The 25,497-nt window shown below is 47.9% G+C and carries 22 protein-coding genes; 11 read left to right on the plus strand and 11 right to left on the minus strand.

From position 1 onward, the window contains the following. Positions 1-76: 76 nt before the first annotated feature. The 4 genes from BGP75_RS10795 to BGP75_RS10810 all read right to left on the minus strand — a co-directional run bounded on the left by BGP75_RS10795 (position 77) and on the right by BGP75_RS10810 (position 6,171). The gene (locus BGP75_RS10795) at positions 77-1,306 is read right to left on the minus strand and encodes an EAL and HDOD domain-containing protein (RefSeq protein ID WP_083704746.1); all 1,230 of its coding nucleotides are present in this window, start codon (positions 1,304-1,306) and stop codon (positions 77-79) included. After that, positions 1,278-3,050 (minus strand): fused response regulator/phosphatase, encoded by a 1,773-nt coding sequence (locus tag BGP75_RS10800; RefSeq protein ID WP_076718627.1) that lies wholly within the window; start codon positions 3,048-3,050, stop codon positions 1,278-1,280. Before BGP75_RS10800 ends, BGP75_RS10795 begins: the two co-directional genes overlap by 29 nt. Next, positions 3,043-3,375, minus strand: coding sequence for an STAS domain-containing protein (locus BGP75_RS10805; RefSeq protein ID WP_076718629.1), 333 nt, complete (start codon positions 3,373-3,375; stop codon positions 3,043-3,045). The genes BGP75_RS10800 and BGP75_RS10805 overlap by 8 nt, the downstream gene beginning before the upstream one ends. A gap of 123 nt (positions 3,376-3,498) precedes the next feature. After that, positions 3,499-6,171: a methyl-accepting chemotaxis protein gene (locus tag BGP75_RS10810; protein WP_076718631.1), complete on the minus strand. Its 2,673-nt coding sequence runs from the start codon at positions 6,169-6,171 to the stop codon at positions 3,499-3,501. Between the two features lie 1,140 nt (positions 6,172-7,311). Here BGP75_RS10810 and BGP75_RS10815 point away from each other — a divergent pair. Then, entirely contained in the window at positions 7,312-9,492 is a 2,181-nt protein-coding gene (locus BGP75_RS10815; RefSeq protein WP_158070095.1) for a bacteriohemerythrin, read from the plus strand. A 103-nt stretch (positions 9,493-9,595) separates the two neighbouring features. Here the strand turns inward: BGP75_RS10815 and BGP75_RS10820 are convergent, their stop codons facing one another. From BGP75_RS10820 to BGP75_RS10830, 3 genes are all read right to left on the minus strand, one after another. Continuing rightward, a complete protein-coding gene (locus BGP75_RS10820; protein ID WP_076718636.1) occupies positions 9,596-9,814 on the minus strand; it encodes a hypothetical protein in 219 nt (72 codons plus the stop codon). A gap of 270 nt (positions 9,815-10,084) precedes the next feature. After that, entirely contained in the window at positions 10,085-10,474 is a 390-nt protein-coding gene (locus BGP75_RS10825) for a hypothetical protein (RefSeq protein WP_076718638.1), read from the minus strand. 140 nt (positions 10,475-10,614) lie between these two features. After that, positions 10,615-11,283, minus strand: coding sequence for a DJ-1/PfpI family protein (locus BGP75_RS10830; protein ID WP_076718640.1), 669 nt, complete (start codon positions 11,281-11,283; stop codon positions 10,615-10,617). Positions 11,284-11,402: 119 nt separating this feature from the next. On the opposite strand from BGP75_RS10830, the gene BGP75_RS10835 reads away from it, so the two are divergent. Beyond that, positions 11,403-12,353 (plus strand): LysR family transcriptional regulator, encoded by a 951-nt coding sequence (locus BGP75_RS10835; protein WP_076719251.1) that lies wholly within the window; start codon positions 11,403-11,405, stop codon positions 12,351-12,353. Between the two features lie 149 nt (positions 12,354-12,502). Here the strand turns inward: BGP75_RS10835 and BGP75_RS10840 are convergent, their stop codons facing one another. The 4 genes from BGP75_RS10840 to BGP75_RS10855 form a co-directional block, all read right to left on the minus strand. Next, entirely contained in the window at positions 12,503-13,513 is a 1,011-nt protein-coding gene (locus BGP75_RS10840) for a fumarylacetoacetate hydrolase family protein (protein WP_076718643.1), read from the minus strand. 152 nt (positions 13,514-13,665) lie between these two features. Further along, positions 13,666-13,902 (minus strand): DUF2783 domain-containing protein, encoded by a 237-nt coding sequence (locus tag BGP75_RS10845; protein ID WP_076718645.1) that lies wholly within the window; start codon positions 13,900-13,902, stop codon positions 13,666-13,668. Positions 13,903-13,936: 34 nt separating this feature from the next. Then, complete coding sequence (locus BGP75_RS10850) at positions 13,937-15,637, minus strand: FAD-dependent oxidoreductase (protein ID WP_076718647.1); 1,701 nt, start codon at positions 15,635-15,637, stop codon at positions 13,937-13,939. Between the two features lie 252 nt (positions 15,638-15,889). Continuing rightward, positions 15,890-16,861, minus strand: a complete 972-nt coding sequence (locus tag BGP75_RS10855) for an MBL fold metallo-hydrolase (protein ID WP_076718649.1) — start codon at positions 16,859-16,861, stop codon at positions 15,890-15,892. A gap of 181 nt (positions 16,862-17,042) precedes the next feature. Between BGP75_RS10855 and BGP75_RS10860 the strand changes: the two genes are divergently transcribed. From BGP75_RS10860 to BGP75_RS10900, 9 genes are all read left to right on the plus strand, one after another. After that, positions 17,043-17,846, plus strand: a complete 804-nt coding sequence (locus BGP75_RS10860) for an IclR family transcriptional regulator (protein ID WP_076718650.1) — start codon at positions 17,043-17,045, stop codon at positions 17,844-17,846. Between the two features lie 332 nt (positions 17,847-18,178). Next, the gene (locus tag BGP75_RS10865) at positions 18,179-19,192 is read left to right on the plus strand and encodes a TRAP transporter substrate-binding protein (protein ID WP_076718651.1); all 1,014 of its coding nucleotides are present in this window, start codon (positions 18,179-18,181) and stop codon (positions 19,190-19,192) included. A gap of 181 nt (positions 19,193-19,373) precedes the next feature. Continuing rightward, positions 19,374-19,913, plus strand: coding sequence for a TRAP transporter small permease (locus BGP75_RS10870; RefSeq protein WP_076718652.1), 540 nt, complete (start codon positions 19,374-19,376; stop codon positions 19,911-19,913). A gap of 2 nt (positions 19,914-19,915) precedes the next feature. Further along, a complete protein-coding gene (locus tag BGP75_RS10875) occupies positions 19,916-21,220 on the plus strand; it encodes a TRAP transporter large permease (RefSeq protein WP_076718653.1) in 1,305 nt (434 codons plus the stop codon). 12 nt (positions 21,221-21,232) lie between these two features. Further along, positions 21,233-21,643: a bacteriohemerythrin gene (locus BGP75_RS10880; protein ID WP_076718654.1), complete on the plus strand. Its 411-nt coding sequence runs from the start codon at positions 21,233-21,235 to the stop codon at positions 21,641-21,643. Positions 21,644-21,753: 110 nt separating this feature from the next. Then, a complete protein-coding gene (locus BGP75_RS10885; protein ID WP_076718655.1) occupies positions 21,754-22,341 on the plus strand; it encodes a MarR family winged helix-turn-helix transcriptional regulator in 588 nt (195 codons plus the stop codon). 31 nt (positions 22,342-22,372) lie between these two features. Next, positions 22,373-23,023, plus strand: coding sequence for a maleylacetoacetate isomerase (gene maiA, locus BGP75_RS10890; protein WP_076718656.1), 651 nt, complete (start codon positions 22,373-22,375; stop codon positions 23,021-23,023). 85 nt (positions 23,024-23,108) lie between these two features. Then, positions 23,109-24,335, plus strand: coding sequence for a Bcr/CflA family multidrug efflux MFS transporter (locus BGP75_RS10895; RefSeq protein ID WP_076718657.1), 1,227 nt, complete (start codon positions 23,109-23,111; stop codon positions 24,333-24,335). A gap of 141 nt (positions 24,336-24,476) precedes the next feature. Next, the gene (locus BGP75_RS10900) at positions 24,477-25,013 is read left to right on the plus strand and encodes a VOC family protein (RefSeq protein WP_076718658.1); all 537 of its coding nucleotides are present in this window, start codon (positions 24,477-24,479) and stop codon (positions 25,011-25,013) included. Positions 25,014-25,497 lie beyond the last annotated feature (484 nt).

A 25,497-nucleotide genomic window follows, 5' to 3' on the forward strand; every position in this document is an offset into this window, starting at 1 on the left:
CACAGGATCTGCGCCTTAAGCGGTTTTAAAATAAAATTTTTAACTTTCGGTTTTTATCACCAATCAGGGCCTTACCCTAGCACCGGTCAAGAGATTTAAGCGCATCCTGAGCCCAGCTGATACTTTCCTGATAGGCTCTGGGGAAAGCATCGACGTTGGACTGAATCTCCGACAGTGCATCCCATTCACCCTGTTCATAGGCTAATACCGATTTCAGCGTCAGCCCCATTTCACCCTCCATAGAACTGATTGCCTGCTTCACTTCCTGCCCCAGAGACAGAAGCTCCAGAAGCTGTTCCTTTTCTATATCCAGTACTGCATGGATACCTGACAACAACCCCACGAGAAAATAGCTATTAGCATTGGTTACTTCAATCGATTCAGCCAGCAATTCGCACATCCGGCCTCGAGCCAGCAACTGTAGCGTCAGCTCTGGCGGCTTTTCACTGTTGCTGCACAACGCGATCAGCGACGCCCATTTCAGCAGCTGATCCTGTCCGAGCAGGCAGACAGCTTCACGGATCGAAACAATTTTCTTTACCAGAGTAAATTCTGCAGAATTCAGAATTCGCAATATTTTGTAGGTCAAAGTGGAATCCCTGACAATAAGCGTTTCCACTTCAGCCGGGGTAATCTCAGGGTTGTTTAATTCAGCAATCAGCTGCAATACAGCTGCGACATCTGACCCGACTTTTTTACCGGCAACAAGGGTGGGTTTTTGAAGGAAATAGCCCTGAAACAACTTACATCCCAAATCCATGCACTCAAACAACTTATCCTGGCTTTCGACTTTCTCTGCCAACAACGAGACCGAATAGGGTTGTAGCAATTTGATATTCTCGACAAGCTCCTCACTGGAAAGCTGCAACACATCCAGCTTGATAATATCGACAATATCCAGCAACGGCAGATACTTGTCCTGAAAAACAAAATCATCCAGCGCCAGTCTAAAACCCTCCGTCTTTAGCCTGCTTAGCGCTACGATCAGCGGTGTATCAATTTCCGTATCCTCCAATACCTCAATCACGACTCGCGACCTGAGCAACTTGGGAATCCGGTGCTCAACCAGGATACGATGAGTAAAGTTGACAAACACCGGGAGATTACGCGCCAGAACATCGGCACCCGCGCCAGTATAGGCATTAAGAATAACATCACTGGTGGCTTCATCCCCATCCAGAAATGCAGCACCACCACTGGAGCCACTGCGGTATAACAGCTCATACGCAACAACACTCAACTGCCTGTCAAAAATAGGCTGTCGAGCCATCAAAACTTCAGTTTCCTGTAGCGGTTTCTCCATCATTTGTTCCTCGTGCCCAACTCAGAATGGCTTCTACATGATTACCGACAGAGTAGTACCTCAGGCTGTCACAAAGAGTATTAACCAGCAGAATACCACGTCCGCTGTGTGATGTTTCATCTCCTGGGTCATCCACCCAGTTTACGTAATTAAAGCCCGGACCACTGTCTTCAATCCGCATCTCCAGATAACACTTTTCGGCCCCCACGCTGTAAGATAGCTTAATACAAACAAATCCGTCAGAAAGATTGGCTAAACGAGACTCCCGTTCATCGTAGTAATGAGAGAACCCCTCGGCGGAGCTTTTAAGAGTCGACTCAAGGCCCAGGACGCCATGGTCCAATGCATTGACATAAAGCTCTGACAACACAGTAAAAATAGCCTGACGCGGCAAGCTCGGCCCCACCATATCCTGAAGCTGACCAATAGCCATGGGGACAGGGTCTGCCTCGTTCAGCGCTGACCCGGTCAGTTCCAGTTGCCACTTCCATGCAGTGGACTGGCTTAAACGAGTCTGGCCGACGGAGGTACTCTTCCCTTCCGGTGGCAATGAGGAACGCGCTATTGAACAGGGAATTTCTACCATACTGATATCATCTGCTGGCTCGGTTACGCCACAAAACAGCTCCAGACTGGTTTTAACGCTGCCGAACAGGTCATCGTTTTGCAATCCCTGCTGAATAGCCCGCTCAAAGCGCTGATCTCCAAACTGTTCTGCGCGAAAGTTTCTGGCCTCTACGACACCATCACTGGAGATCAGTACCCGATCTCCGGCCTCCACATCAAAACGATCAAGTACAAGTTCTTCAGCCTGGAACGCTTGTATCCCCATGGGTGGATGGATAGAAGGAAAGTGATGCTTTACCTGTTTTCTTTTGGTGTCCAGCAGCCAGACATCAGGCATACCGCCATTCCAAACAGAAATTCTATTTTCTTCTGAACAGATCCATACCAGGCAACCACAAAGAAACATTCCAGTGGGTAAAGAATGGCAAAGCTTATTATTAATCTGCTGCAATATTTCAGAGCCAGAAAACCCTTTCCCGGCCATCGCCCTGAAGGTATCAGCCAACGGAAGTGAACCAATCGAGGCGACCAGACCATGACCGGTAAAGTCCCCCAGAAAAACGTAAAGATCGCCATCCGGCCGATAGGCCGTCAGCAGAACATCACCGCTGAAGGTTGAAGCGGGGTGCATCAGAGTTTGAAGCCCCACTACAGCGACATTATCTGCGGCTACAACCCGATTAAAGACCTGCTCCGCAACCTCCGCCTCCCGCTGACGCTCATCATTAAGAACGCGAAGCTCTTTATACAATCGTTGAATTCTGCCAACGGCAATGATCTTCGAGCGCAGCGCTGCCGGAGTACTTGGCTTGCTTAAGAAGTCATCACCACCGGCGCTGACACAACGCCCCAGCGTTTCATCGTCACCCAGCGCAGTCAGGAAAATAACAGGAACAAAAGAGTTGCCCAACCTGGCTTTGATTTGCTGAGTTGCCTCAAGACCGTCCATCACAGGCATAAGTACGTCCATGAAAACAATATCGGGCTGATAGCGGTCAAATTGCTCAACCCCCTGCTCACCGTTTTCAGCCTCCACTACCTGATAGTCGTTAGCATTGAGCATCGACTTAAGCATCATACGACTGACTTCATCGTCATCGACGACCAAGGCAAGCCTTAAGGGAACATCATCGCTACTTCCTAACACCCTGTCCACCCCCCCGAACAAGGGATCATTCATTCTCTTTACTTCCGCATTGGGTTATCTCAAAGAAGCGGTCAAAGTTGGCTATCTGGAGAATTTTGTGGACATCTTTCTGCGGCTCGTGAATCCAAACCTTACCTTCGTTTTCTTCTGCATATTCCCGCAACATCAGCAGCATACCCAGTGCTGAGCTATCCATATATTCAGTTTCACTAAGGTCAACTTTAAAATCCAGGCCCTTCTGAGTATGGTGAATATAGGTCTCTCTAAAATCCTTATGAGTGGAAAAATCGAATTTTCCAGAAATATTAATGACGACTATACTGGACCCTTTTTCGGGCGGTATATGGACAATCGGCATGCTCTTCTCCTTGAAACCAAAGTAAAATCTGTAGCGCTCTCGCTAACTGAAGCATAGAAGTAATTGTTGATACCCGTGCGAATCTACCGGCGTTTATTGATTTCCTCAGCACCGGTAATAAATCTATCCGGCGCTTCGACTACTGCGCTGATTTAATTCAGCCTCTTCGTGGATCTTGAAAAAAGCAATCATTTCAACCATTTGTTGAGACTGAGAACTCATCACTTCACTTCCTGCGGCTGTTTGTTCAACCAAGGCTGCATTTTGCTGAGTCACTTCATCCATTTGAGAAATCGCTTGGTTTACCTGCTCGATTCCGCTGGACTGCTCTCGACTGGCCTCAGCTATACTGGCGACGATATCACTGACTTTTATTACAGACTGGACGATATCGGTCAGCGCCTGACCGGATTCATTAACCAATCGAGTCCCTTCGCTTACTTTGTCTACACTATCACTAATCAGATCTTTTATATCCTTGGCTGCACTGGCGCTTCGCTGGGCAAGTTTACGCACTTCAGATGCCACAACAGCAAAACCACGCCCCTGCTCCCCGGCTCTCGCGGCCTCAACAGCAGCATTCAAAGCAAGCAGGTTGGTTTGAAAAGCAATCTCGTCAATGACTCCGATAATTTCAGAAATTCGCTTACTGCTCTCATTGATAGTTGCCATTGCTCCCACTGCATGACCAACCACCTCGCCGCCAGTTTCCGCCTGATCCCGGGCTTTTGATGCCAGTATATCGGCTTCTCTGGCATTCTCAGCATTCTGCTTAACCGTACTGGTCATTTGCTCCATACTGGAGGCCGTTTCATCAAGATTGGCTGCCTGCTGCTCCGTTCGCTGACGAAGTGTGGCATTGCCCTGAGCAATTTCAGAGGCCCCTAAAGAGATACGATTACCAGATTCAATGATGCTGCCCGTGGTGCCGCGCAATTTCTGTAAAGTGCTGTTGAGGGCATCATTCAGCTGTGCAAACTCTCCCTGAAACTGACCTTCCATGGTTGCCGTTAAATCTCCCTCGGCCATCGCCGTTAGTACTCGGCAGACTTCGCGAATAGGTACAATCATCGTGTCCAGCATCTGATTGACACCATTGGCGATGTTTTTCATAAATCCGCTATAAGCAGTCGAATTCAGACGGTCATCCAGTTCACCAACCACTGCTTTTTTTATTAACGCTTCCACTTGCCGCTCGGCATCCAGTTGTTCGGTAATATCCTGCCATTCCACCGCGGTCCCTAATCGGTTGCCATTACCATCCACGACCGGACTGGCAGTCAGACTAAAGTGACTTCCACCAATGCTGATTTTCCCCTCATAGCTGGTGGACAGTTCTTTTAGCAGCTCTCTTTGGTATTCCGGGTTCTTGTGGAATTGATCTATATTACTCCCCAGTAGCTTACCCGCCTCAAACTCAGGTAAGTCCGCGCGAATATTTTCTTCAACTCTGGTCATCATGCCCATCACGGCTTTGTTCATATAGATAATCCGGCCACTGGTATCAGCCATCATGACGTTGCTACTGACATTATCCAGGGCTTCCTTGACCCTGAGAGCCTCTCGGGTCTGAGACCTGCTGTCACTAATATCAAAACCCAGCTTAATCTGCATGCTTTTAACCGCTCTGAACAGCTGACCCAATTCATCTCTGCGGCTGAGATCCACCTCCGCGTTATACTTTCCCTCAGCAGTCTGGCCCATCAAGAAAACCAGCTCATTGATTGGCTTAAGAATGACGTTACGAAAGGTAATACTGAGAAAACCGCCTACAAAGATAAAAAAGCAGATTCCTCCTGCAAGGAGCCCCCAGCTTGAATTATCGATAGTGATGCTCAAAGCCTCGCCACTACTGACAGACAAACCCCGATTCTTTTTTTCCAGCATTTCAAAGGCTTCAAAGGCTGGCGAGTCATCGATTTTGACAGCCGCATCAACCTCCGACGAACTCAGCCCTTGAGAGACCAGGGATTTGCTGTTCTTCAGCGCCTGGCGATACTTTCCGATTACATTTTCAATGGCTGCCAAAGCCCCACGCTCTTGTGCATCTCCCTGATGCAGGGCTCGATAACGTACCAACATGTCATTTAAGGAAACAAAATTCTGCTCGGTGCGCTGGTAGTAAACCTCCGAAGCCCTGAGCACATAATTTTTAAAATTATGTACTACCCCACCATAACCAAACTGCGATTTGACTTCAGCCAGTAGCTGCTGTCGTTTCACGACCTGGTTCTGATAGTCTTTCCAGTTGCGCTCAACCGAATCAAGCCCACTGAATAAAAAAGCCCCCAGGAGAGCCAGGACCACGCCAATAGAAATAACAAAACCATTCAGTTTCTGACGTAAGTTCAGCTTTTTTATATATCCAGGCTGAGCCAAGCTGGACTTTTTCTCTTTGATATTCTGATAAAGCGTATCAGCAGCCGCTATTTCGCCAGCACCGGGCTTTGAACGCACCGACATAAATTCAATAATCCGGCCGTTTTCCCTGACGGGTGTTACATTCGCTTTAACCCAATAGAAGTCGCCGTTTTTACAACGATTCTTAACCATACCTGCCCAGGGCTCACCGGCCAGCAAAGTTGCCCAAAGATCAGCGAAGGCCTCCGGCGGCATATCCGGGTGACGTACGATATTGTGATTTTTCCCGATCAGTTCGTGTTCAGTGAAGCCACTGATATCAACAAACTCTTGATTTACATAGGTGATCAACCCCTTCAGATCCGTTTTGGAAACGATCTCCTGATTGGCCTGAAGGACCACCTCCTTATCGGTAACCGGTGTATTTACTTTCATAGGTATCCTTTACCAACTAAACCCTTTTACTCCATGCTGAGCTCTTCGTATTACATACAGAGTCTGATGTATTTAAAGCGGTAATCATCGATACATAACTCAATTCAGAGAACCGGGCGAACTGATTGTTACCAACAGGAAAGCCCTCTGTTGTTAGGTCTTGGGTTTTAAGGCCTGACATCAACAGAAGCAGAACTTCATCATTACAAAAAAATACTAGAAAGAGTGAGAAAGAAATCTTGTCCATCAGCAAATACTCATTACAGTCCTTGTCACAGGGAAGCTGCGAATAAGTCCATGACGTTCTCTGCGGATCCTTAGGGAGCCTTTAAACAGATCAACTCAAAGAAAACACAGAAGACTGAGTCAGAAGCACCTTCGCTCCGGCAAATACTATCCGGCAAATACTATCCGGCAAATACTATCCGGCAAATACTAATAGGAGGCTAGATCACAAGTGCCAGTTTTTCCATGTCAGATCTCGCGACATTATTGACATATAGCTGTCCATTGTCCTAAAAGGACAGCTAAGCACATGAAAATCAAACTTTTAAACAGATCTGAGCAGCGAATATATTCTTTAGCTGCAAACAGCCAATGCCTGTCCAGCCGCTATAAACTGCAGATAGCAACAAAGAAATATTGATATTCATCATTTGTCAACAATAACCTGCCGCGAATATTTGACTCCTGCCTAATTCCCACTACGCTATTACCTTAAGAGCATCATAAAAACTTGGCTATAAACGTTAGGCTGATTCTCATCAATAGCTTAAAGATTTAGACAGGTCGCGCACCTTATCTTCTTCCACAAGGACTATAACCATTCATGGAGAGAAAGATGATTATTCCCTCTGTTCAGACACTCCCTCTCCTGTGAGGTCTTATCCGTCTTGACGGCCAGCTACACAGGCTGTTATCGACTCAGCGGCTGACAGGCAAAGAGTTGTTTGCATTGAGGGCTTTTAGACAGGTGACCCGGTTCCGCAGCAGAAATCAAAAACCAAGCGACCAGAGCCTTTGTCAGATCGAACCGAGAAAAAGTCATCGTCTGTCATTGAGTTAGCAAAAGAAGGTTTATTGACTGCAAATAAGGTCGTTAAAACCCAAAGCAGTTACCCATGCGAGCAAGGGGGTATGATGCACACAGTAGTAAATAGCAGTACCGGTATTAAAAAAACGGGTGCGCTAAGTATTCTTTATGTAGATATGTCTGAAAAAATCAGTGACACCGGCATCGATCAACTCAAGGCCGGAAACAGAATAAAAAACAAAGCACTGCTCAGACTGATTGCAGAGTCCCGACTTCGGGCCCTGCCTCTTGGGAGTGTGCTGAGTTCAGGCGCTAACCAGCACGATAAGGATGCGCTGTTACTGGATTTGCAGGAGAATCCCCAGCAGGGATTGGAGGTGATGCGGGAGCTGTACCAGATGCTGCCAAACTCTCCGATTCTGGTCCTCACTGAAGACGATAACGTTGCACATCAAGCGTTGCGTTTAGGTGCGCAAGCCCATTTGACGCAATCAGACCTTAAGAATGAAAAATACCTGAGAACGCTGCTCGAAGATGCTCAGGATCGAAAGAACTTTGAACAACTAATCGCCCATAGCAATCATTATGACCATCTGACTGGGTTAGTGAATAGAGAGGGCTTCTTACAGCAGCTTCAGCAGGCATTGTTACAATCAAAAATGCACAACAGCCTGGTATCCCTGCTTTTTGTCGATATCCATAATTTCAAACTGATCAGCAGTACCTTAACCATGGAGTTGACTGATCAGCTACTGGCCAAAACATCACAACGCATTCGTGACTGCCTGACAAACTCTGACTTGCTGGCTCATACCGGTGGAAACGAATTCGCGATTATCACTCAGAATTCTGAAGACATTAACAACGTCACATTAATAGCAGAGAACCTGTTGCAGGTATTCAGCTCACCTGTCCTAATCAACCGCCAGGAGATATACCTCGATCTAAAAATAGGCATTTCTGTTGGTTACGGCGGTGAAGAAAACGCGGTGATGCTATTGCAGGAAACGAACATGGCGTTACACAAAGCCCAACAGGCTCCGGGCAGTCAGGTTGAATACTATACGCCGGAAATCGCAGCCGCTGCCCAGGTTCAGTTGCAGCTGTTAAGCAGTTTACGTAAGGCCCAGGAAAATAAGGAAATGTTCCTGGTATATCAGCCTCAGGTAGATATAAATACTGGCCGCGTCTTAGGGGCAGAATCATTACTTCGCTGGCAACACCCCCGGTTGGGGTTGGTTCCACCAACCCAGTTCGTTCCCATTCTGGAACAGATTGGCATGATCCACAAAGTAGGGGCCTGGGTTATCCGGGAAGCATGCCATCAACGCAGGCTTTGGGCTGAAATGGGTTTACTGGAACCGGAAGCCACTATCGCAGTGAACTTATCCATGCGACAGTTTTCCGATCCGCAACTCATTCCGATTATCGAAGCAGCTATCGAAAAAGAGAAAATACAACCGAATCAACTCGACCTGGAACTGACAGAAAGCCTGCTGATGGAGGATATTGATGGCGGCGTTGATAAGTTAAATCGTCTGAAGTCCCTGGGAGTCAAACTGTCTTTAGACGATTTTGGTACCGGTTACTCTTCCCTTAGCTATCTTAAGCAGTTCCCACTGGACGTGTTAAAAGTCGACAGGACTTTTATCTCCAATTTGACCAAAGACACTCGTGATGAAGCCATTGTCCGGGCCATCATTTCACTGGCTCATAATCTGGGATTTGAGGTGATAGCCGAAGGTGTTGAAACGAAAGAACAACTTCAAGTACTGCAACGAGAAGGCTGCGAGTCAATACAGGGGTTTTATATCAGCAAGCCCCTGTCACCAACGGAGTTTCTGCTGTTTTTGAAAAAGTCTGCAATAGAGAAGCAGCTTCTCTTTACCGACGTCAGCAGCGGATCGATGCTGGTTGGAGACCCGACTATCGATGCCCAACATAAGCACTTATTGAGCTTGATAGACTGCCTGGCGCAGAATGTCAAAGATGAAGCCAACCTTGATAAGTCAATCGAGGCGATAGAAGAACTCCTCTCATATATTGAGTTTCACTTTGAAACTGAAGAACAGCTGATGAAAAAACTGAATTTTTCAGACTTAAAACAACACAGTGCCGAACATTTGCAAATCAAGCATCATATCAGAAGAATCAGAGACAAAACGCGTGCTGGGGAAACGGTGCTGAACACGGAACTGGTATCGATACTAAAGGACTGGATTACTGATCATATCGTCCACAGCGATATGAATCACGCCGAACCCAGCCCCTGGAGAAAAACTGTCTAACCACTAGAGTCAGTACAGAATCAGGTGCCCGTGCAGGACCAGACTGATTGGCGGACAATCCTGCTCGTTGGAGATTATGGATAAAGGCCTCTGCGTCAAGGGTTTAACGTCCACAGCGCGAATTTTTGTAGGGCCCACCAATTCTTATCCAGCCTTCACCGGCGCTACTTTGCCGACAGATCACAAAGTCATCCACTTTACTTTTCCAGAGATACCATGCCGCTGGTTTTGCGCTGACATCCATGGTCAGCGATGAGGCAGCAAAAAAAGACGCAAGACAAAGCACAACGATAAATAGACGCGAAGGTAAAATGGCACTCATCGACTCACCTGATTTATTTCGTAAACACCCCATCTCAATACTGCTTATCGGTGTCCACCGCCAGATCAACATATCAGTTAAATTAACATAGCAGCTAAATTAACATAGCAAGTCTGGCTTTATTCTGTCGGCCTTGTTGAACGCCAGACGACCTTGAACCGGCTTTCGTTGTTAATCGGCTATTGTTTAAATTGAGACTGTTTTACGGTCAAGGGGTTCCCCCTGACGCCGAACAACCATCTTTACCGACGAAACCATTAACTTTGCCTGCTAAACACGGCTGGATTTATAAATCAATTCAGCTAGCCCGGCTGCTGTATGCATATCAGGCCCCTGAAGGCTGTTCAGCCCCTGAGTTCTTGAATTCAGCTCTTTCCACTCAGAGTATCCGGTGTCATGGTAAGCCTTTATATGGCAATCAGTTTCCATACAATCCAGGCTCCGGGCACAGGCTAAATTTCCGCCACAAAAAGAGTTACGGGCACAGACTGAAAGGCAGAGTTTTTTAATTTGATTTCGACTGTCAGAATCCATACACCTTAGATCAGCGACACAAAGTAACCCCTGCTCAATGAAACCTGCCAACAGCTGTGTTGAAATTTCCACTTTGACTGTAGCGTCCTGACCCGGAGCCTGCTCCATGGTTAATAACTCGTCCATACTATCCTCCTCAGTCCATAGTAGCCCAACGCCTCTATGAGCCTATAATAATCATACTAATGATATTGATTATCATTTGCAATAACAAAGAACAATCCTGCCGGACTGCTCTTCTATCAACGAAGGGGATATAAACGATGTTACAGCGGGCGTACCCGACTAAACTGAAGCGCATCAGCCACGTCTTTTGCCCGATCAGGAGAAGAAAGTTCAGCCAGCAGGGCTAGAGCTGCCTCATAACTGACAACACTACCATTGGAAGTGATGACCTTTTCATCTTTGACATAGTTACGGTCGAACTGCACATCAACTTGGGGGTATTCACTTTTCAAGCCCTGCTCTCCACCTGCCCAGGTCGTCGCCTGTTTACCATCCAAAACCCCCGCTTCTGCCAGTAAGAAGGCTCCTGAGCAATTACTTGCCATCCATTCGGCCTTCTCGGCCGTTTTTTGAATGTAGCTGATCAGCGTTTTGTTAGCCAGCAAGGGGGCCATATCGTAACTGCTCGGTACCAGCAGAACATCCACTTCAGGACGGTCCTTAAGCATCGCATCGGTTTTTAGCAGCAGCCCCTCTTCCGTCTCAATCAGTGACTTGTTATCAACGGCGATTGTGATGGTCTCATAATCGGCAAACCAGGATTGCTTGCTGGCAATACCAAAGACCTCTATTGGAGCGGTTATATCTGAGGTCAGCACCCCATCAAACACCAGTATTCCTATTCGTTTGTCTGCTGCCTGGGCGCTTGTTGTCAACAAAGCGGTAACCACCAATATACCGATAAAGCTGTTTCGAAGTTTATTTAACATGAGTACATTCCTCTTAAGGTAAGAAAGGGAATGAGCCGGCTCAATGAGCGCATAGTAAACCCGATACATATATGATTGAATACCCTCCTATTCTTAACACTTGTGACATTTATTCACGAATGGACAAACTTAGCCTATTACAACAATTTGTCGTTGCAGTTGAACAGGGAGGTTTTGCTGCAGCAGCGAAACACCTGGGGTTATCCCCCTCGACCTTAAGCAAAAGTATGGCTCGACTGGAACAGCACCTGAACATCAAACTATTCCACCGATCCACACGCCAGGTCAGCCTGACTGAAGCGGGCAGCCGCTACCTGATCAGCGCCAGAAATATCATAGAAGAACTGGAACAGTGTGAATTGCAGCTTAAGCAGTCGAACGAGGAGCCCAAAGGCCGTGTGAAAGTCAGCCTGCCTGTCTCCTACGGCCGAACCTACGTCATGCCTTCGTTACATCGTTTTATTAAGCGTTATCCGGATATTCAATTAGATCTGTCTTTTAACGACAGCTATGTGGACATAATGGAACAGGGTATCGACTTGTGCGTCCGCAGTGGTACGCTGGAAGACCGCCGCTTGGTAGCACGTAAATTAAGCACGATAGATTTTCTGATTTGTGCTTCTCCCGGCTACATTGAAAACAACGGCTATCCGTTAACCACTGCACAATTTACCGAGCACCCATGGATTCGTTTTCGCTACCGGCAAACGGGCCGATTACATCCGGTGCTTGTACCCGATGGCGACATCGGGCAACCCTGTGATCCAGGACGACAATTCATCGTGGATGATGGCGAAGCGCTGGCTGATCTTTGCGCTCAAGGCCTCGGACTGACCCAGGTTCCTCATTTTATCGCCAGAAACTGGTTAAACAACGGTCGAATTGTTCCAATACGGCCCTACTTCAGATCTGAAAAATACGGTGTCTACCTGATATACCCTAAACGTGAATTCCTACCGACCAAAGTGCGGGTGTTGATCGACTTTCTGGTAGCGGAAACCGAAGCGGCTGATGAAAGCGCATTTCATACCTGGGCGGAAAAGCTCAGTATCTATTCCGGGAAAAAATGACTGATCTAAGACCAAAAGGATTAAAAGGCTAAAAAAAGCCCCGAAAAACACTCATCGGACGCAAGATAAGAGACTTTCGGGGCTTGTCGTTCAGGAAGATGATAAAGACCGGATAAGATCATCAACAGCCTGTTTAAAAGCATTGCTCCTTAGGAAGGTGCGACCACTTCGTTTTCAATGGAGCCAAAAACAGACTGGCCATCAGCATCGAACATTTCAATTTTTACTCGATCACCGTAATCCATAAAAGCAGTCTTGGGCTTGCCCTGTTCGATAGTTTCGTACATCCGAACTTCCGCCAGGCAGCAATAACCAACACCACCGTTATCAATACTGGAACCAAACAGGTCTCCCTGCTTATTGGAAACCGTTCCTGATCCAACGATAGAGCCGGCACAAAGCTCCCGGGTCTTAGCCACATGCGCCACCAGTTGCGAAAAGTCGAACGTCATGTCCACGCCCGCCTGCGGCTTACCAAACAACTTATCATTCAAGTGCACCTGAAGTGGCAAATGGACTTTACTGTCCTTCCAGGCATCACCCAGCTCATCCGGAGTAACAGCAACAGGAGAAAACGCACTGGCCGGTTTCGATTGAAAAAACCCAAACCCCTTTGCCAATTCGCCAGGAATCAATCCACGTAGAGACACGTCATTAACCAGCATAATCAGGCGAATCTTATCAGCACACTGCTCTGGAGTTGCTCCAAAAGGAACATCATCAGTCACAACAGTGACTTCCGCCTCAAAGTCGATCCCCCACTCCTTGGATGCAACGACATTATCTCGTGGGGTAATAAAGCTATCAGAGCCCCCCTGATACATCAGAGGGTCGGTGTGAAACGACGGGGGAAGTTCCGCACCACGGGCTTTTCGAACCAGTTCAACATGATTGATATAGGCGGAACCATCAGCCCACTGATAAGCCCGTGGGAGTGGTGAATGACAAGCCTCAACATCAAATGCTCTGGCACCCGCACATTCTCCACTGTTAAGGCTGCTATAAACCTCTTTCAGCTGAGGCTCAGTCGTACTCCAGTTATCCAGTGCGGATTGTAAGGTTCCAGCGATCTCAGGTACTTCTACGCAGTGCTGCAGATCACGACTGACTACCACCAGAGTTCCATCACGCCCACCCGCTTTTAAAGTGGCTAATTTCATAGTTCTATTATCTCTCTGTTCGTACTCGTGCCGGTCAGAAGGGAAACTCATCCCTCCTCTAATAGGCCAAGTATGCAAGAATTTACATTAGTTGCAAATGAAACTAATTAAAAACAGGACTAAATGCACTGAAATTAATTATTACGTAAATTCTATCCGGAAGATTTAACCCCCTGGCGCGCAGCAGTCATCGCTTCACGTAATACGTTCAAGTCACCGATCTGGTTAGCTAAAAGCAGGATCAATCGGGCATTAACGGCCTCACTCTGCTCATCTGTCAAGTCGCGATGCATTTCAATCAATGCTTCATAAAAATCATCACCAGGGCGATAAGCACGAAAGAAGTGTTTGTCAGCTTGATGAAAGTTATATTCAGTGTTTAGAGACATGGTGTACTCCTCCTCATTATTCCCAGTTAAGTATCTAGTTGCAGGTCGCTGTTTTTACGGCCTTCTGGACATTCGGTAGCTCAAAAGAGCGCCAGCGAGCTGCCACATGCTGATCGGGCCGGGCCAGATAACAGGTTCCATTTTGGGCATCATACCGAGTAGCCAGCATTCCTTTGATATCTATTACTGTTTTCAGGTTTTGAGGAGCAGTACCTGAGGTTGCAACGACAACAGCCTGTACCGGGATGTCACCCTGCTCCAGTGACGATAATTGCTTGGCAGTCTGCTCATCCAGCGTACTGGCGTTATCAATAAAATAAAGTAACTGGAAACGATTGCCGAAGACATTCAGCGCCCAACGCTCTTGCTGATCACCTTCTATGGGCGCATCATCCATCACCGCACCAGGCACCATATTGCCTGCAAAATTATCGCGATCAGCGGTATTAAGGACTGACTCCGTCAAAAAGGCAGCGTCAGAAAGTCGACCGGAATTAACCAGTTTCTGGGCGAAATGATATTCCTTGGACAACTCCAGGGTGGAATCTCTGAACAACTTGGACACTTTGGATTTTGGCGTAATAAAATCCGTGGAACGGGTGGAGTTCAGCAGGTTTTCATCGGCGGCGTACTCTCGCTCGTCACAATAGCTGTCGATCAACGCATCGGGAGCCTTACCTTCCATCACCAGCTTTAGCTTCCACAGCAGGTTGTCCGTATCCTGCAACCCTGAATTGGCACCCCGTGCTCCAAACGGCGACACCTGGTGGGCGGCATCACCGGCAAAGATAACTCGTCCTTGGCGGAACCGATCCATACGACGACACATAAAGGTGTATACACTGGCCCATTCCAGCTCAAAATCCACATCCTCTCCCATCATGGCCTTGACGCGAGGAATAATATTCTCTGGTTTTTTCTCTTCTTCCGGGTCCTTATCCCAGCCTAACTGGAAATCCAACCGCCACACATTATCGGATTGACGATGCAGCAGTGTTGACTGATTGGGATGATAGGACGGGTCAAAGGAGAACCAGCGCTCAGGCGGAAATTCTGCCTTCATAACAATATCCGCGATCAGAAAGCGGTCCTCAAACACCTTACCGCGCATCGCAAGATCCAGCATATTTCGTACCGAACTATTAGCACCATCCGCCACGATCAGCCAGTCGGTGGTGATCTGGTAGGGCCCGTCAGGCGTTTCAATGGTCAGCGTGATCGGCTTGTCCTGATGATCAGTACCGTCCTGAGCGCCAGCAGCACTGTGATTCTCTACGTCAACGACCTTGTTCTTCCAGCGTATTTCAACGTTATCAGAGTCCTTTAACCCGTCAACCATGTATTCTTCAAGGTAGTACTGCTGGAGATTAATAAAGGCAGGGATCTCATGACCTTCTTCGGGTAACAGATCAAAACTGGTAACCAGTTCATCCTGAAAAAAGACTTTCCCGACTTTCCAGGTAACCCCCTTTTCTACCATGCGCCTGGCACAACCCAGTCGATTGAGGATTTCCAAAGCCCGCTTGGAATAACAAACCGCCCGCGAACCAACGCTGACGGTATTATTGTCATCCAACACCACTGCCGGTATTCCCTGTAGGTGAGCGTCAAGAGCAGCCCCCATACCGATGGGACCGGCTCCAACGATAACCAGAGGATGATGAGCGGGTGCCAAACTATTCTGATCGGGTGATTTAGTGTATTCGTAAACCGGGTTTTCGTAGGTTAGAAACATCTGAGGTTCCTCTTTTTATTCTTTCTGATCTTGTTCGTTCTTGCCACTCAGGGGCGAGGCTGCAACTGACTCGTCGCAGCCGTGCTGCTGGAGATACCCTCAGATAAGCTGCATTATCAGCAGATCAATAACGGGTCTATCAGGCAAAGAACCTGCAGCGGGCTCAAAATGACTGCAATAACGACTCAAACCCCTGAAGGTCATCAAGGTCGTTAAATGGAAGTCATTAAAAGCCAGGCAAATAGCTGTGGGTTATTCGGGCTGTTGCTGTTGAAGGCCGTGCCACATTTCCTGGTCTCGCTCAGCGGTCCAGATTTGAGGATCACGAATGCCGGATGCTTCGTCATGAGCCCGGGTAACATCAAAAGGCAGACAGTGTTCATAGATATAGACATGACCAAACTCCGGGTCCATTGCCTCTCTGGTCAGCGCCATGGTGTCCTTCAGGTCCAGGTTTTGCGCTACCGCTTTTTGCGCACTTTGATAAAGAGTACTGACAAATGCGCGGGTATAGGCCAGCCCTTCCTTTACTTTTTCAGGAGTATCCAGCGCAGGACCACGACCAGGAATCACGATTTGAGGCTCCATCGCGACAATATTGTCCAGCGTCTGGGGCCAGTCACTCAGATAAGCGTCACCGGTATAGCAAGCAGCATCACACTCAACCAGATCACCAGAGAACAGTACTCGTTCACTGGGTACCCAGACGACAGTGTCTCCTTTGGTATGACCTCGGCCGACTTGCAGAATCTTAACTTCCAGTCCGCCCATCATTAACGTCATTTCATTCTTAAACGTCAGTGTTGGCCAGGTCAGCCCGGGGATACTTTCGACGGAGCGAAATAAGCGGGGAAAACGACCAATTTCAGAATCCATATCCTGCTGGCCACGCTCAACAATCAGATCATAGGTATCCTGGCTGGCAATAATCTGCTCCAAACCGTGCTCTTTATAGCCAGATGCCCCCAATACACGTACAGCATGGTAGTGGGACAAGGTTACGTATTTGATTGGCTTATCCGTAATTTCGCGAATCTGACGAACCACATCCTCAGCCATTACGGGTGTTGCGGTAGCATCAATAATCATTACCGAATCATCACCGATAATAACCCCTGTATTGGGATCACCTTCAGCCGTAAACGCCCAGCAATGTTCAGATAGCTGGCTAAAACTGACGGTCTTTTCTTCCAGGTCGGCGACAGATGCAAACTGCTTGGTCATGATAATTCCTCGTACACTATTAGTGATTAACTCTGTGACTTAATCAACTCTCATATATTACGCTTTACGTAACTTGATTTAGATTTGATTTATATCATCTAAGCATTCACTATCAGCACAAGCAACATTCAAAACCAATGGATATATTTTTTTTACGAATATCGTAACTCTGGAATTACTCATGAAAGAAAACATGCCAAAAAGCCCGACCAAAGGAGGAGTCCAGTCTGTAGAGGTTGGTATGGTATTGCTGAAAGCCCTTGCAGCCAGCGGTGGCCATGCCTCATTAAATGAACTGGCGGAGACAGTGGGCATGCATCCGGCAAAAGTCCATCGCTACCTCGTCAGCCTGGTGCAGTCGGGGTTCGTCGAACGCACCGCACACGGACGCTATGACCTGGGGCCCTATGTTCTCGAATTTTCTACGGCCTACCTGTCCCGCCTCGATCCCACTACAATTGCAAACTCGATGATTGAGGACATGTGGGCCAGAACCAAAGAAGGGGTCATACTTACGGTTTGGGGCTCCTCCGGCACAACCGTTATTCGCTGGTTTCAGTCTCGTCGACCTATTTCTGTCGGGATCCGCCCGGGCACCACATTCTCAACGCTTATGTCGGCCTCGGGCAGAGTTTTTCTCGCTCACCTGACTCAGGAACTGACCCGCCCGATTGTGGAACAGGAACTTAAAGCCCTGGAAAAAAGCTCTGACCCACGGGCTCCAAAATCCTGGCAGGAAGTAGAGGCAATTTCTGAAGAAACTCGCAACCAGGGATTGGGTCAGGTTGCTGGCCATAGTGTTGAGGGAGTCTCTGCATTAGCGGCACCCATTTTCGATTACCGTGGAGAGCTGGTTTTAACACTGGCCTTATTTGGCTTCAAATCCAGTTTCGATATCAGCCGGGATGGTGCCAATGCCAAGCTGCTAACCGATACAGCATCAGAAATATCTAAACAGCTGGGATACCTGCCAGGAACCCATTAACACGACAGTAATGGGATAGGTAACAGTGGGATAGATAACAGAGGAACAGATAAAAAAAGGAAACACTGCCGCGCTGCCAGAGCCCTGCCCTGGCAGCGTCCGTAGCCGCAAAACCTTCATCAGGTTCACAGACTAAACCCAGTGAATTACAAAATTCGTAAAAATCCTGTCTTCAGATCAACTTCATCTTGATAATTAGTTTCATATGAAATTAAATAGTTTCAGATGAAACCATTATTCGTAAGCCACAACGGAACAATGGCATCTGGCAGATAAAAAATAAAACAACTACTCATCCGAAAACAGCAAACGTAATTCAGAGGACTATAACAATGAAACGTCTGATCGTTGCTCTAACCGCAGCACTCATCTGGACTGGCATATCGTCGGCCATGGCAGAAACCATTGAGCTGAAGCTCAGTCATTTTCTGCCTTCATCCCACCCAACTCAAAAAGATTTTATCGAGCCCTGGGCCGCTGAACTGGAAAAACGCACCAACGGAAAGGTCAAAGTGACCATCTATCCAGCCGGGTCAGCATTTGGTCACGTAGCCAAGCAACTGGATCAGGTTCGCGCTGGGGTTGTTGACATATCCCATGGCCTTACCGGTATTCCCCGTGGCCGCTTACCTCGCACCCTGATCATGGATTTACCCTTTCTTGTCAAATCCTCTGAAGCCGCTTCCAGGACTCTTTGGGATCTTTATCCAAATTATCTGCAGAGCGAATACAGGGGCTTGAAAGTACTTGCCTTACACGCTCACAACGGAGGTTTGATTCACACCCGGGACAAGCAGGTGAAAACCATGGATGACTTGAAAGGGTTACGGCTGCGTACTCCCAGCCAAGCCATTTCAATGATGCTGAAACAGCTGGGCGCTTCTCCTGTGGGCATGCCACCCACGCAGGTCTACGAGAACCTTCAAAAAGGTGTTTTGGATGGTAACGTCTTTCCTTATGAAGCAATTCATGGCTTCAAACTCTACGAAGTACTCAACCATCACCTTGATGCCAAAGCCTATACAACCAGCTTTTACTTCGTGATGAATGAGCGTAAGTACAAGTCATTACCCGCCGACGTTCGTGCGGTAATCGACGATATGTCCGGCACACCGCTGGTTGCCAAATTCGGCCCCTGGTGGAACAAATGGGACCAGGCAGGTATTGATGACATTAAAAAGAAAGGCAGTACCGTTACCACCCTGAGCGATGCTGATCGTGATAGCTGGCGCCAGACTCTGCAGCCCACTATCGATAAGTATCTGTCTGAACTGGAGAAAAAGGGCGTAAAGAATGCTCGGGAAATCTACTCTGCGGCACAAAAATCAGTCGCTCAATACGAGTAATTCGTACGAAAACCTTTGTATGACTATGTATTCATAACTCGAACACGTACTCATAACTCAAACACGTACTAACAACAGCTACCTTGAGCGGACAGCCGGTGATGTACCGACCCAGTGATATATGGCTGGTTGTTCGCCACACCTAATAAGGTTTTTGTCAGTAAGCCATTAAGGGTGACCCATGATTGCTCTGTTTAACCGAATACTATATTCCCTGACCCAATATACAGCCTGGATTGGAATGCTGTTCTTGCTTGCCGCAACCCTGACCACAACCGCTGATGTCATCATGCGAAAATCAGGAAACAACGGCATCTACGGGGCAGTGGATCTGATTCAGCTAATGATAATGGCTGCCGCATACCTTTCGATTCCTTATGCCTTCATGAGCCGCAGCCATGTATCTGTTTCAATTCTGGCTGATCTGGCATCTCGTCGGACCTCTGCATTCTTCCAGTTTTTTGCGGCAGCACTCGGGACCTGTTTTATGGGCGCTATAGCCTGGTTTGGATACGATCAGGCAACATTACAAATGGAATACGGTGATGTCTCCATGACCTATGGTTTGCCGATGATTTATTACTGGTTGCCGTTGTTATTCGGCTCAGCCCTTTCAGCAGTGGTTACCGTGCATATTGGCGTCGAATCTTTATATACCCTGATAACGGGCCGAAGTGGTATTTCCTTCAATGACCTGTCCAACCAGCAGGGAGAAAACTGATAATGTCTTCTCAACTAATAGGCCTGCTTGCCTTTGCCGTGATGTTTGTCCTCATTGCCATCAGAGTCCCAATTGCCATAGCAATGGGAATAGTCGGAGCTGTCGGCGGACTGATTCTGAACGGTCCTGAGAGTGTCGGGTTTATTATGGGCTCAACCCCTTTCGAATCAGTATTCCCGTACTCTTTATCCGTCGTGCCGCTGTTTATCATGATGGGCGTATTTGCCGCCAGAGCCGGATTATCACGGGCCCTCTATGATGCAGTTAATGTCTTTATCGGTCATCGCAAAGGTGGGCTTGCCATGGCAACGGTTGGAGCCTGCGCCGCATTTGGAGCCATCTGCGGATCCAGTCTCGCCACTGCTGCGACCATGTGTCGTGTTGCGATGCCGGAAATGCGCCGAAAAGGGTATGACGATGGACTGGCAAGCGCCACCATCGCCGCAGGCGGCACCCTCGGAGTTTTGATTCCACCGAGCGTAATCATGGTGATTTACGCCATTTTAACAGAGCAGTCTATCGGCAAAATGTTTGCCGCTGCTCTGATACCAGGAATAGTTGCCACCGCCCTGTACATGCTGGCCATTTGGGTCCGAACTTCCCGTAACCCTCTTTTAGGCCCTGCCGACAAACGAGTAAACTGGGCGGGACGCCTCAAGGCAATGAAGAACGTCTGGCCGGTTGCGCTGCTGTTTGGCGTCGTGATTGGAGGGATTTATCTTGGCTGGTTTTCCCCGACGGAAGCAGCCGCGATCGGTGCTGCCGGGGCGTTTTTTCTCGCCCTGCTGAAACGACAACTGAGTGGAAAAATCTTCCTGTCATCCCTGAGTGAAACCGCATCCACCACCGGCATGATTTTTTTAATCCTGATCGGAACAGCTGTTTTCAACTACTTCGTTGAAACCACCGGCTTGCCACAAAGCCTGGTCGAAACTGTCGGTAACCTGGGCTGGAATCCATATATTATTCTGATCATGCTGGTCATTTTCTACATTATTCTTGGCTGCTTTATGGATGCCTTGTCGATGATATTGCTGACTCTCCCATTTGTATATCCACTCATCAATTCAATGGGTTTCGATCCGATCTGGTTTGGCGTCATTATGGTTTCAGTGGTGGAAGTCGGCCTGATCACGCCCCCTGTCGGGATGAACCTTTTCGTAATCCTCGCCAGCACGCCCGGGCTGCGACTACAAACCATCAGCCGCGGAATCGTTGCCTTTTTGATTGCCGATGTTATGCGATTGGTGCTACTGATCTCGATTCCAGCCCTGTCGTTATGGCTGCCATCAGTAATGATGAATTAAGAGGATATGAGTGTGGATCAATCAATGGAACTTATTGAGTGGAAAGACGAATACAGCGTTGGCGTTCCACTTCTTGACGACCAGCACAAGCAATTGGTCAGCCTGATCAACCAGCTGACTAAAGCCCAGTCCAGCGGCGGTATGATCAATTATGTGCTGGATGAGTTGGACCACTATGTCAAAGAGCATTTCCGTGCTGAGGAAAAACTACTGAAAAAGGCCGGCTATGCTGATTTTAAAGCCCATAAAGATCAGCACAGGGCCTTTGAAGACTGGCTGCGTGCAGTCAGGCAGTCTTTTGGGATAGGCGGTTCATCATCTCACCTGCTGGCGGATAGCATAAATGCTTATCTGCGAAACTGGCTGATCAACCATATTCTGAAATCAGATATGGCCTATAAGCCAACGTTAAACAAACAATAGTTAACAGGAACAACCGTGTCTAAGGAACCTAAGCGTTTTGTTATTCAAGACAGATACGTTCGGATTGGTGATAGAAACCCCGATATTAAAAGCAAGAGTGGTCAACAGCTATGAGTGACAACAATAGCATTAGCAACACCAATAACAGCACCAATAACAGCACCAATAACAGCACCAATAACAGCACCAATAACAACGACTTCCAGCTTCAGTCATTCTTTCCCTATCAGGTACGAATTTTTTATCTGGCTGTCAGCCAATCGGTCTCTGATATTTACTTCTGTCGTCACGGCCTTTCAGTATCGGAGTGGCGAACCATGGCTGTACTGGGTAACCACCAACCCTTGACCGCCAGTGATGTCGTCGAGCGCTCCAGTATCGACAAAGTACAGGTCAGCCGCGCCATTCAGGGACTGCTAAAGCGAGAACTGCTGGAACGCAGGACTGATGCTAATGACAGGAGACGAGTTAACTTACAACTGACTGCTGAAGGCCAAAGTATTTTTGAAGACCTCATCCCCAGAGTCAGGGCACGAGAGCAACAGCTATTAAGTTGCCTGGATCAGGAAGAGCAACAAACGCTGATGAAACTGATGAAAAAAGTTCGCCTGAATGCAGAACAAATCAACCTTGAAACCAAGCACGACTCAAGCTCCAAGGCTGAGACGAATAAGCAACAGACAGAACAGATTCTATAGCAGGATGGCTGAGAAAAGGAGATTAGATCAAATGAAACTTTACACCTACTGGCGATCGTCGGCCGCTTATCGAATTCGTATAGCATTGAATCTAAAGGGAATAGCCTACGATGACCATTACATAAACATGCTCCGTGATGGTGGTGAGCAGCTTAAAGAGGAATACGCCAGGATCAACGCTCAAAAGCTGGTTCCTGCTTTGGAAACAGATCAGAATGAAATTCTTACCCAGTCTATGGCGATCATCGAATATCTGGATGAATCCTACCCGGAAACGCCAGCACTGCTGCCTGAATCCACCTTAGCAAGAGCCCGGGTCAGAGCACTCGCACAGGCTATCGCCTGTGAAATTCACCCGCTGAACAACCTGAGAGTACTAAAGTATCTGGTCAACGAAATGGGTGTCAGCGAAGAGCAGAAAATGAGCTGGTATCACCATTGGATTGTAGAAGGCTTTAGTGCGCTGGAAACGATGCTGGCTGACAGCGATACGACTGGACAGTTTTGCTATGGAAACACTCCTGGATTAGCGGATGCCTGCCTGATCCCCCAGCTTTATAACGCCCATCGATTCAAGGTAAATATGAGCGCTTTCCCTACGATTAACCGGATAGAGAAGGCCTGCCTCGAACTCAAGGCGTTTCAGGATGCTCGTCCGGAGCTGCAAGGTGATGCAACCTGAGGAACCTAAGGTCAGCACCCGTATGCTGCTCATTAGCCGAATAAATTGAATATCAGCAACAGCCTGATAGCCAGAGCCAAAACCCATGAGTACAGAGATTAACAAAGCTCGTCGTTTAAGCCCGTTTAGTTTTGCTGTTGTAGGCATACTGGCGGGGCTTGGTGCTTTGTCGCTGGATATGTACTTACCGGCTTTTCCCGCCATTGCAAATAGCCTGCAAACCAGCGAGTCCGAAGTACAGCTGACGCTGAGTATTTTTCTGATCGGATTTGCCGCTGGACAGGCGATACACGGTCCTTTGTCTGACCGTTTTGGCCGCAAACCGATTATCCTCGGCGGACTATTCTTCTATTTACTCGCCAGTATTGCCTGCGCTCTTAGTGACAGCATCGAACAGCTTCAGCTTGCTCGCTTATGCCAGGGTCTGGCTGGTGCTTCAGGATCAGTCCTGGCACGGTCGGTAATCAGAGATCTCTACAGTGGCGATGAATTGGCCAGAGCCATGTCCTGGTTGATGCTGATTCTCACCGCCGGCCCCATGCTGGCGCCATCGATCGGCAGCCTGGTATTACACTGGCAAGGTTGGCAGGCTATTTTCTGGACACTGGCAGGATTCGCGCTCCTTTGGGCGGTACTGGTAGGAATAGCTGTTCCGGAGAGTAAGCAACCTGAGCAAAAGCTATCGCTCAGACCCGCCGCAATCATGGCGGCCTTTAGATCAGTCTTGACTCACCCCCAGGCTATCGGCTTTGCGCTCTGTGGCGGTTTCGCCTTTGGCGGCATGTTTGCTTACATTGCAGGCACTCCGTTTATTTATATGCAACTTTACGATGTAACCCCTCAACAGTACTCAGGCCTGTTTGCCCTGAATGTTATTGCTATGGCTGTGGGCTCGGTGATCAATGGACGCCTGGTATCAGCATTGGGACGCGATAAAGCCAGCCTGCTATGGGTAATGCTGCTTATTTCTTCAGCAGTAATACTGGCAGCAGCCGGTTTAACCCAATGGGGAGGGCTCTGGGCACTGGTGATACCCCTGGCCTTCTATATAGGCACATTGGGAGCACTGGCCGCTAACTGCATTTCCGGAACCCTGCAGTTCTTTCCTCATATTTCCGGTACGGCATCCTCAGTATTCGGGGTTATTCAGTTTGGCCTGGGCAGCTTCAGCGGAGCACTTCTGGCCTACCTCAACGATGGTAGCGCGTTACCGATGACATTGCTGATCCTGTGCTTTGCGATCTCCGCACTGCTCAGCTTTTTATTGTTAGCAACGAAACCCGTCACTGACTTTTCCAATCAAACTGACTAGAACCGGGAGGGATTCATCCGATGAAATCGCTAAAGCCTAATCGGCCAGAACCTCAAATAGCATGCTAAAAAACCTGCTGTAAGTCTTAAAAACTTTTTTAAAACGCTCATAAAATAAGAGAACCGCCAAGAAGGTAATATCATGATTAAGTTAGAACAGATCCATCACGTCGCTTACCGCTGCAACGATGCCAAAGAAACCGTAGAGTTCTATCAGAAGATGCTGAACATGGATTTTCTGGTGGCCATAGCCGAAGACAAGGTTCCTTCAACGAAAGAGCCTGACCCTTACATGCACCTGTTCCTTGATGCCGGTAATGGTAATATCCTGGCTTTCTTTGAACTTCCTAATTCCCCGAAGATGGGCCGCGATCTGAACACACCGGCCTGGTGTCAACATATCGCCTTCCAGGTAGAAAGTGAAGAAGCCTTACTGGCGGCTAAAGAAGAACTGATCGGTAAGGGACTGGATGTTCTCGGCCCCACCAGCCACGGCATTATCAAGTCAATCTACTTCTTCGATCCAAATGGTCATCGTCTGGAGCTGACCTGCCTGACCGGAACCGCTGAGCAGATGGCACAGCTTAAAGAAGTCGCACCGCTGATGCTGGAAGAATGGTCAAAAACCAAGAAAGCACCAAAGCATGCGGCATGGCTGCATGAAGAAGAGTTTTCCTGAGGAACTATGCACAACAAGCCCCTTGGACCCAGGACCTTCAGAGCGATTGCAGGTCAAGACAACGATTACAGACAGACACTTAGCCTGTCAACAATCGTTAACGCAGAGATCCTACCGCGCTAAATGAGTTGCAGACGGCAGTAATAAACCAGCCGTCTGCCCTTTTGAAGGTTGAGATTCTTTCTCAGGCCTTTCAACCCCGATCATCGTGCCGGCCCCTTGTATCCTTAACGTGCCGATACACCTGTTACCTATTACCTATTACCTATTACCTATTACCTGTTACCTATTACCTATTACCTGTTACCTGTTACCTGTTACCTGTTACCTGTTACCTGTTACCTGTTACCTGTTACCTGTTACCTGTTACCTGTTACCTGTTACCTGTTACCTGTTACCTGTTACCTATTAATTTGCCATCCTAATTCCCTGTTTTTTCTATCACAGACAGAAAATTTCCTGTCTATATCGTCTTTTTGGTACT

Origin of the sequence: Motiliproteus sp. MSK22-1, assembly GCF_001968815.1 — a bacterium.
Lineage (GTDB): Bacteria > Pseudomonadota > Gammaproteobacteria > Pseudomonadales > Balneatricaceae > Motiliproteus.

What these genes read in the sequence shown, in the direction of transcription:
- BGP75_RS10795 (WP_083704746.1), bottom strand. Translation starts at nt 1,306, where the DNA reads ATGATGGAGAAACCGCTACAGGAAACTGAAGTTTTGATGGCTCGACAG.
- BGP75_RS10800 (WP_076718627.1), bottom strand. Translation starts at nt 3,050, where the DNA reads ATGAATGATCCCTTGTTCGGGGGGGTGGACAGGGTGTTAGGAAGTAGC.
- BGP75_RS10805 (WP_076718629.1), bottom strand. Translation starts at nt 3,375, where the DNA reads ATGCCGATTGTCCATATACCGCCCGAAAAAGGGTCCAGTATAGTCGTC.
- BGP75_RS10810 (WP_076718631.1), bottom strand. Translation starts at nt 6,171, where the DNA reads ATGAAAGTAAATACACCGGTTACCGATAAGGAGGTGGTCCTTCAGGCC.
- BGP75_RS10815 (WP_158070095.1), top strand. Translation starts at nt 7,312, where the DNA reads ATGCACACAGTAGTAAATAGCAGTACCGGTATTAAAAAAACGGGTGCG.
- BGP75_RS10820 (WP_076718636.1), bottom strand. Translation starts at nt 9,814, where the DNA reads ATGAGTGCCATTTTACCTTCGCGTCTATTTATCGTTGTGCTTTGTCTT.
- BGP75_RS10825 (WP_076718638.1), bottom strand. Translation starts at nt 10,474, where the DNA reads ATGGACGAGTTATTAACCATGGAGCAGGCTCCGGGTCAGGACGCTACA.
- BGP75_RS10830 (WP_076718640.1), bottom strand. Translation starts at nt 11,283, where the DNA reads ATGTTAAATAAACTTCGAAACAGCTTTATCGGTATATTGGTGGTTACC.
- BGP75_RS10835 (WP_076719251.1), top strand. Translation starts at nt 11,403, where the DNA reads ATGGACAAACTTAGCCTATTACAACAATTTGTCGTTGCAGTTGAACAG.
- BGP75_RS10840 (WP_076718643.1), bottom strand. Translation starts at nt 13,513, where the DNA reads ATGAAATTAGCCACTTTAAAAGCGGGTGGGCGTGATGGAACTCTGGTG.
- BGP75_RS10845 (WP_076718645.1), bottom strand. Translation starts at nt 13,902, where the DNA reads ATGTCTCTAAACACTGAATATAACTTTCATCAAGCTGACAAACACTTC.
- BGP75_RS10850 (WP_076718647.1), bottom strand. Translation starts at nt 15,637, where the DNA reads ATGTTTCTAACCTACGAAAACCCGGTTTACGAATACACTAAATCACCC.
- BGP75_RS10855 (WP_076718649.1), bottom strand. Translation starts at nt 16,861, where the DNA reads ATGACCAAGCAGTTTGCATCTGTCGCCGACCTGGAAGAAAAGACCGTC.
- BGP75_RS10860 (WP_076718650.1), top strand. Translation starts at nt 17,043, where the DNA reads ATGAAAGAAAACATGCCAAAAAGCCCGACCAAAGGAGGAGTCCAGTCT.
- BGP75_RS10865 (WP_076718651.1), top strand. Translation starts at nt 18,179, where the DNA reads ATGAAACGTCTGATCGTTGCTCTAACCGCAGCACTCATCTGGACTGGC.
- BGP75_RS10870 (WP_076718652.1), top strand. Translation starts at nt 19,374, where the DNA reads ATGATTGCTCTGTTTAACCGAATACTATATTCCCTGACCCAATATACA.
- BGP75_RS10875 (WP_076718653.1), top strand. Translation starts at nt 19,916, where the DNA reads ATGTCTTCTCAACTAATAGGCCTGCTTGCCTTTGCCGTGATGTTTGTC.
- BGP75_RS10885 (WP_076718655.1), top strand. Translation starts at nt 21,754, where the DNA reads ATGAGTGACAACAATAGCATTAGCAACACCAATAACAGCACCAATAAC.
- maiA (WP_076718656.1), top strand. Translation starts at nt 22,373, where the DNA reads ATGAAACTTTACACCTACTGGCGATCGTCGGCCGCTTATCGAATTCGT.
- BGP75_RS10895 (WP_076718657.1), top strand. Translation starts at nt 23,109, where the DNA reads ATGAGTACAGAGATTAACAAAGCTCGTCGTTTAAGCCCGTTTAGTTTT.
- BGP75_RS10900 (WP_076718658.1), top strand. Translation starts at nt 24,477, where the DNA reads ATGATTAAGTTAGAACAGATCCATCACGTCGCTTACCGCTGCAACGAT.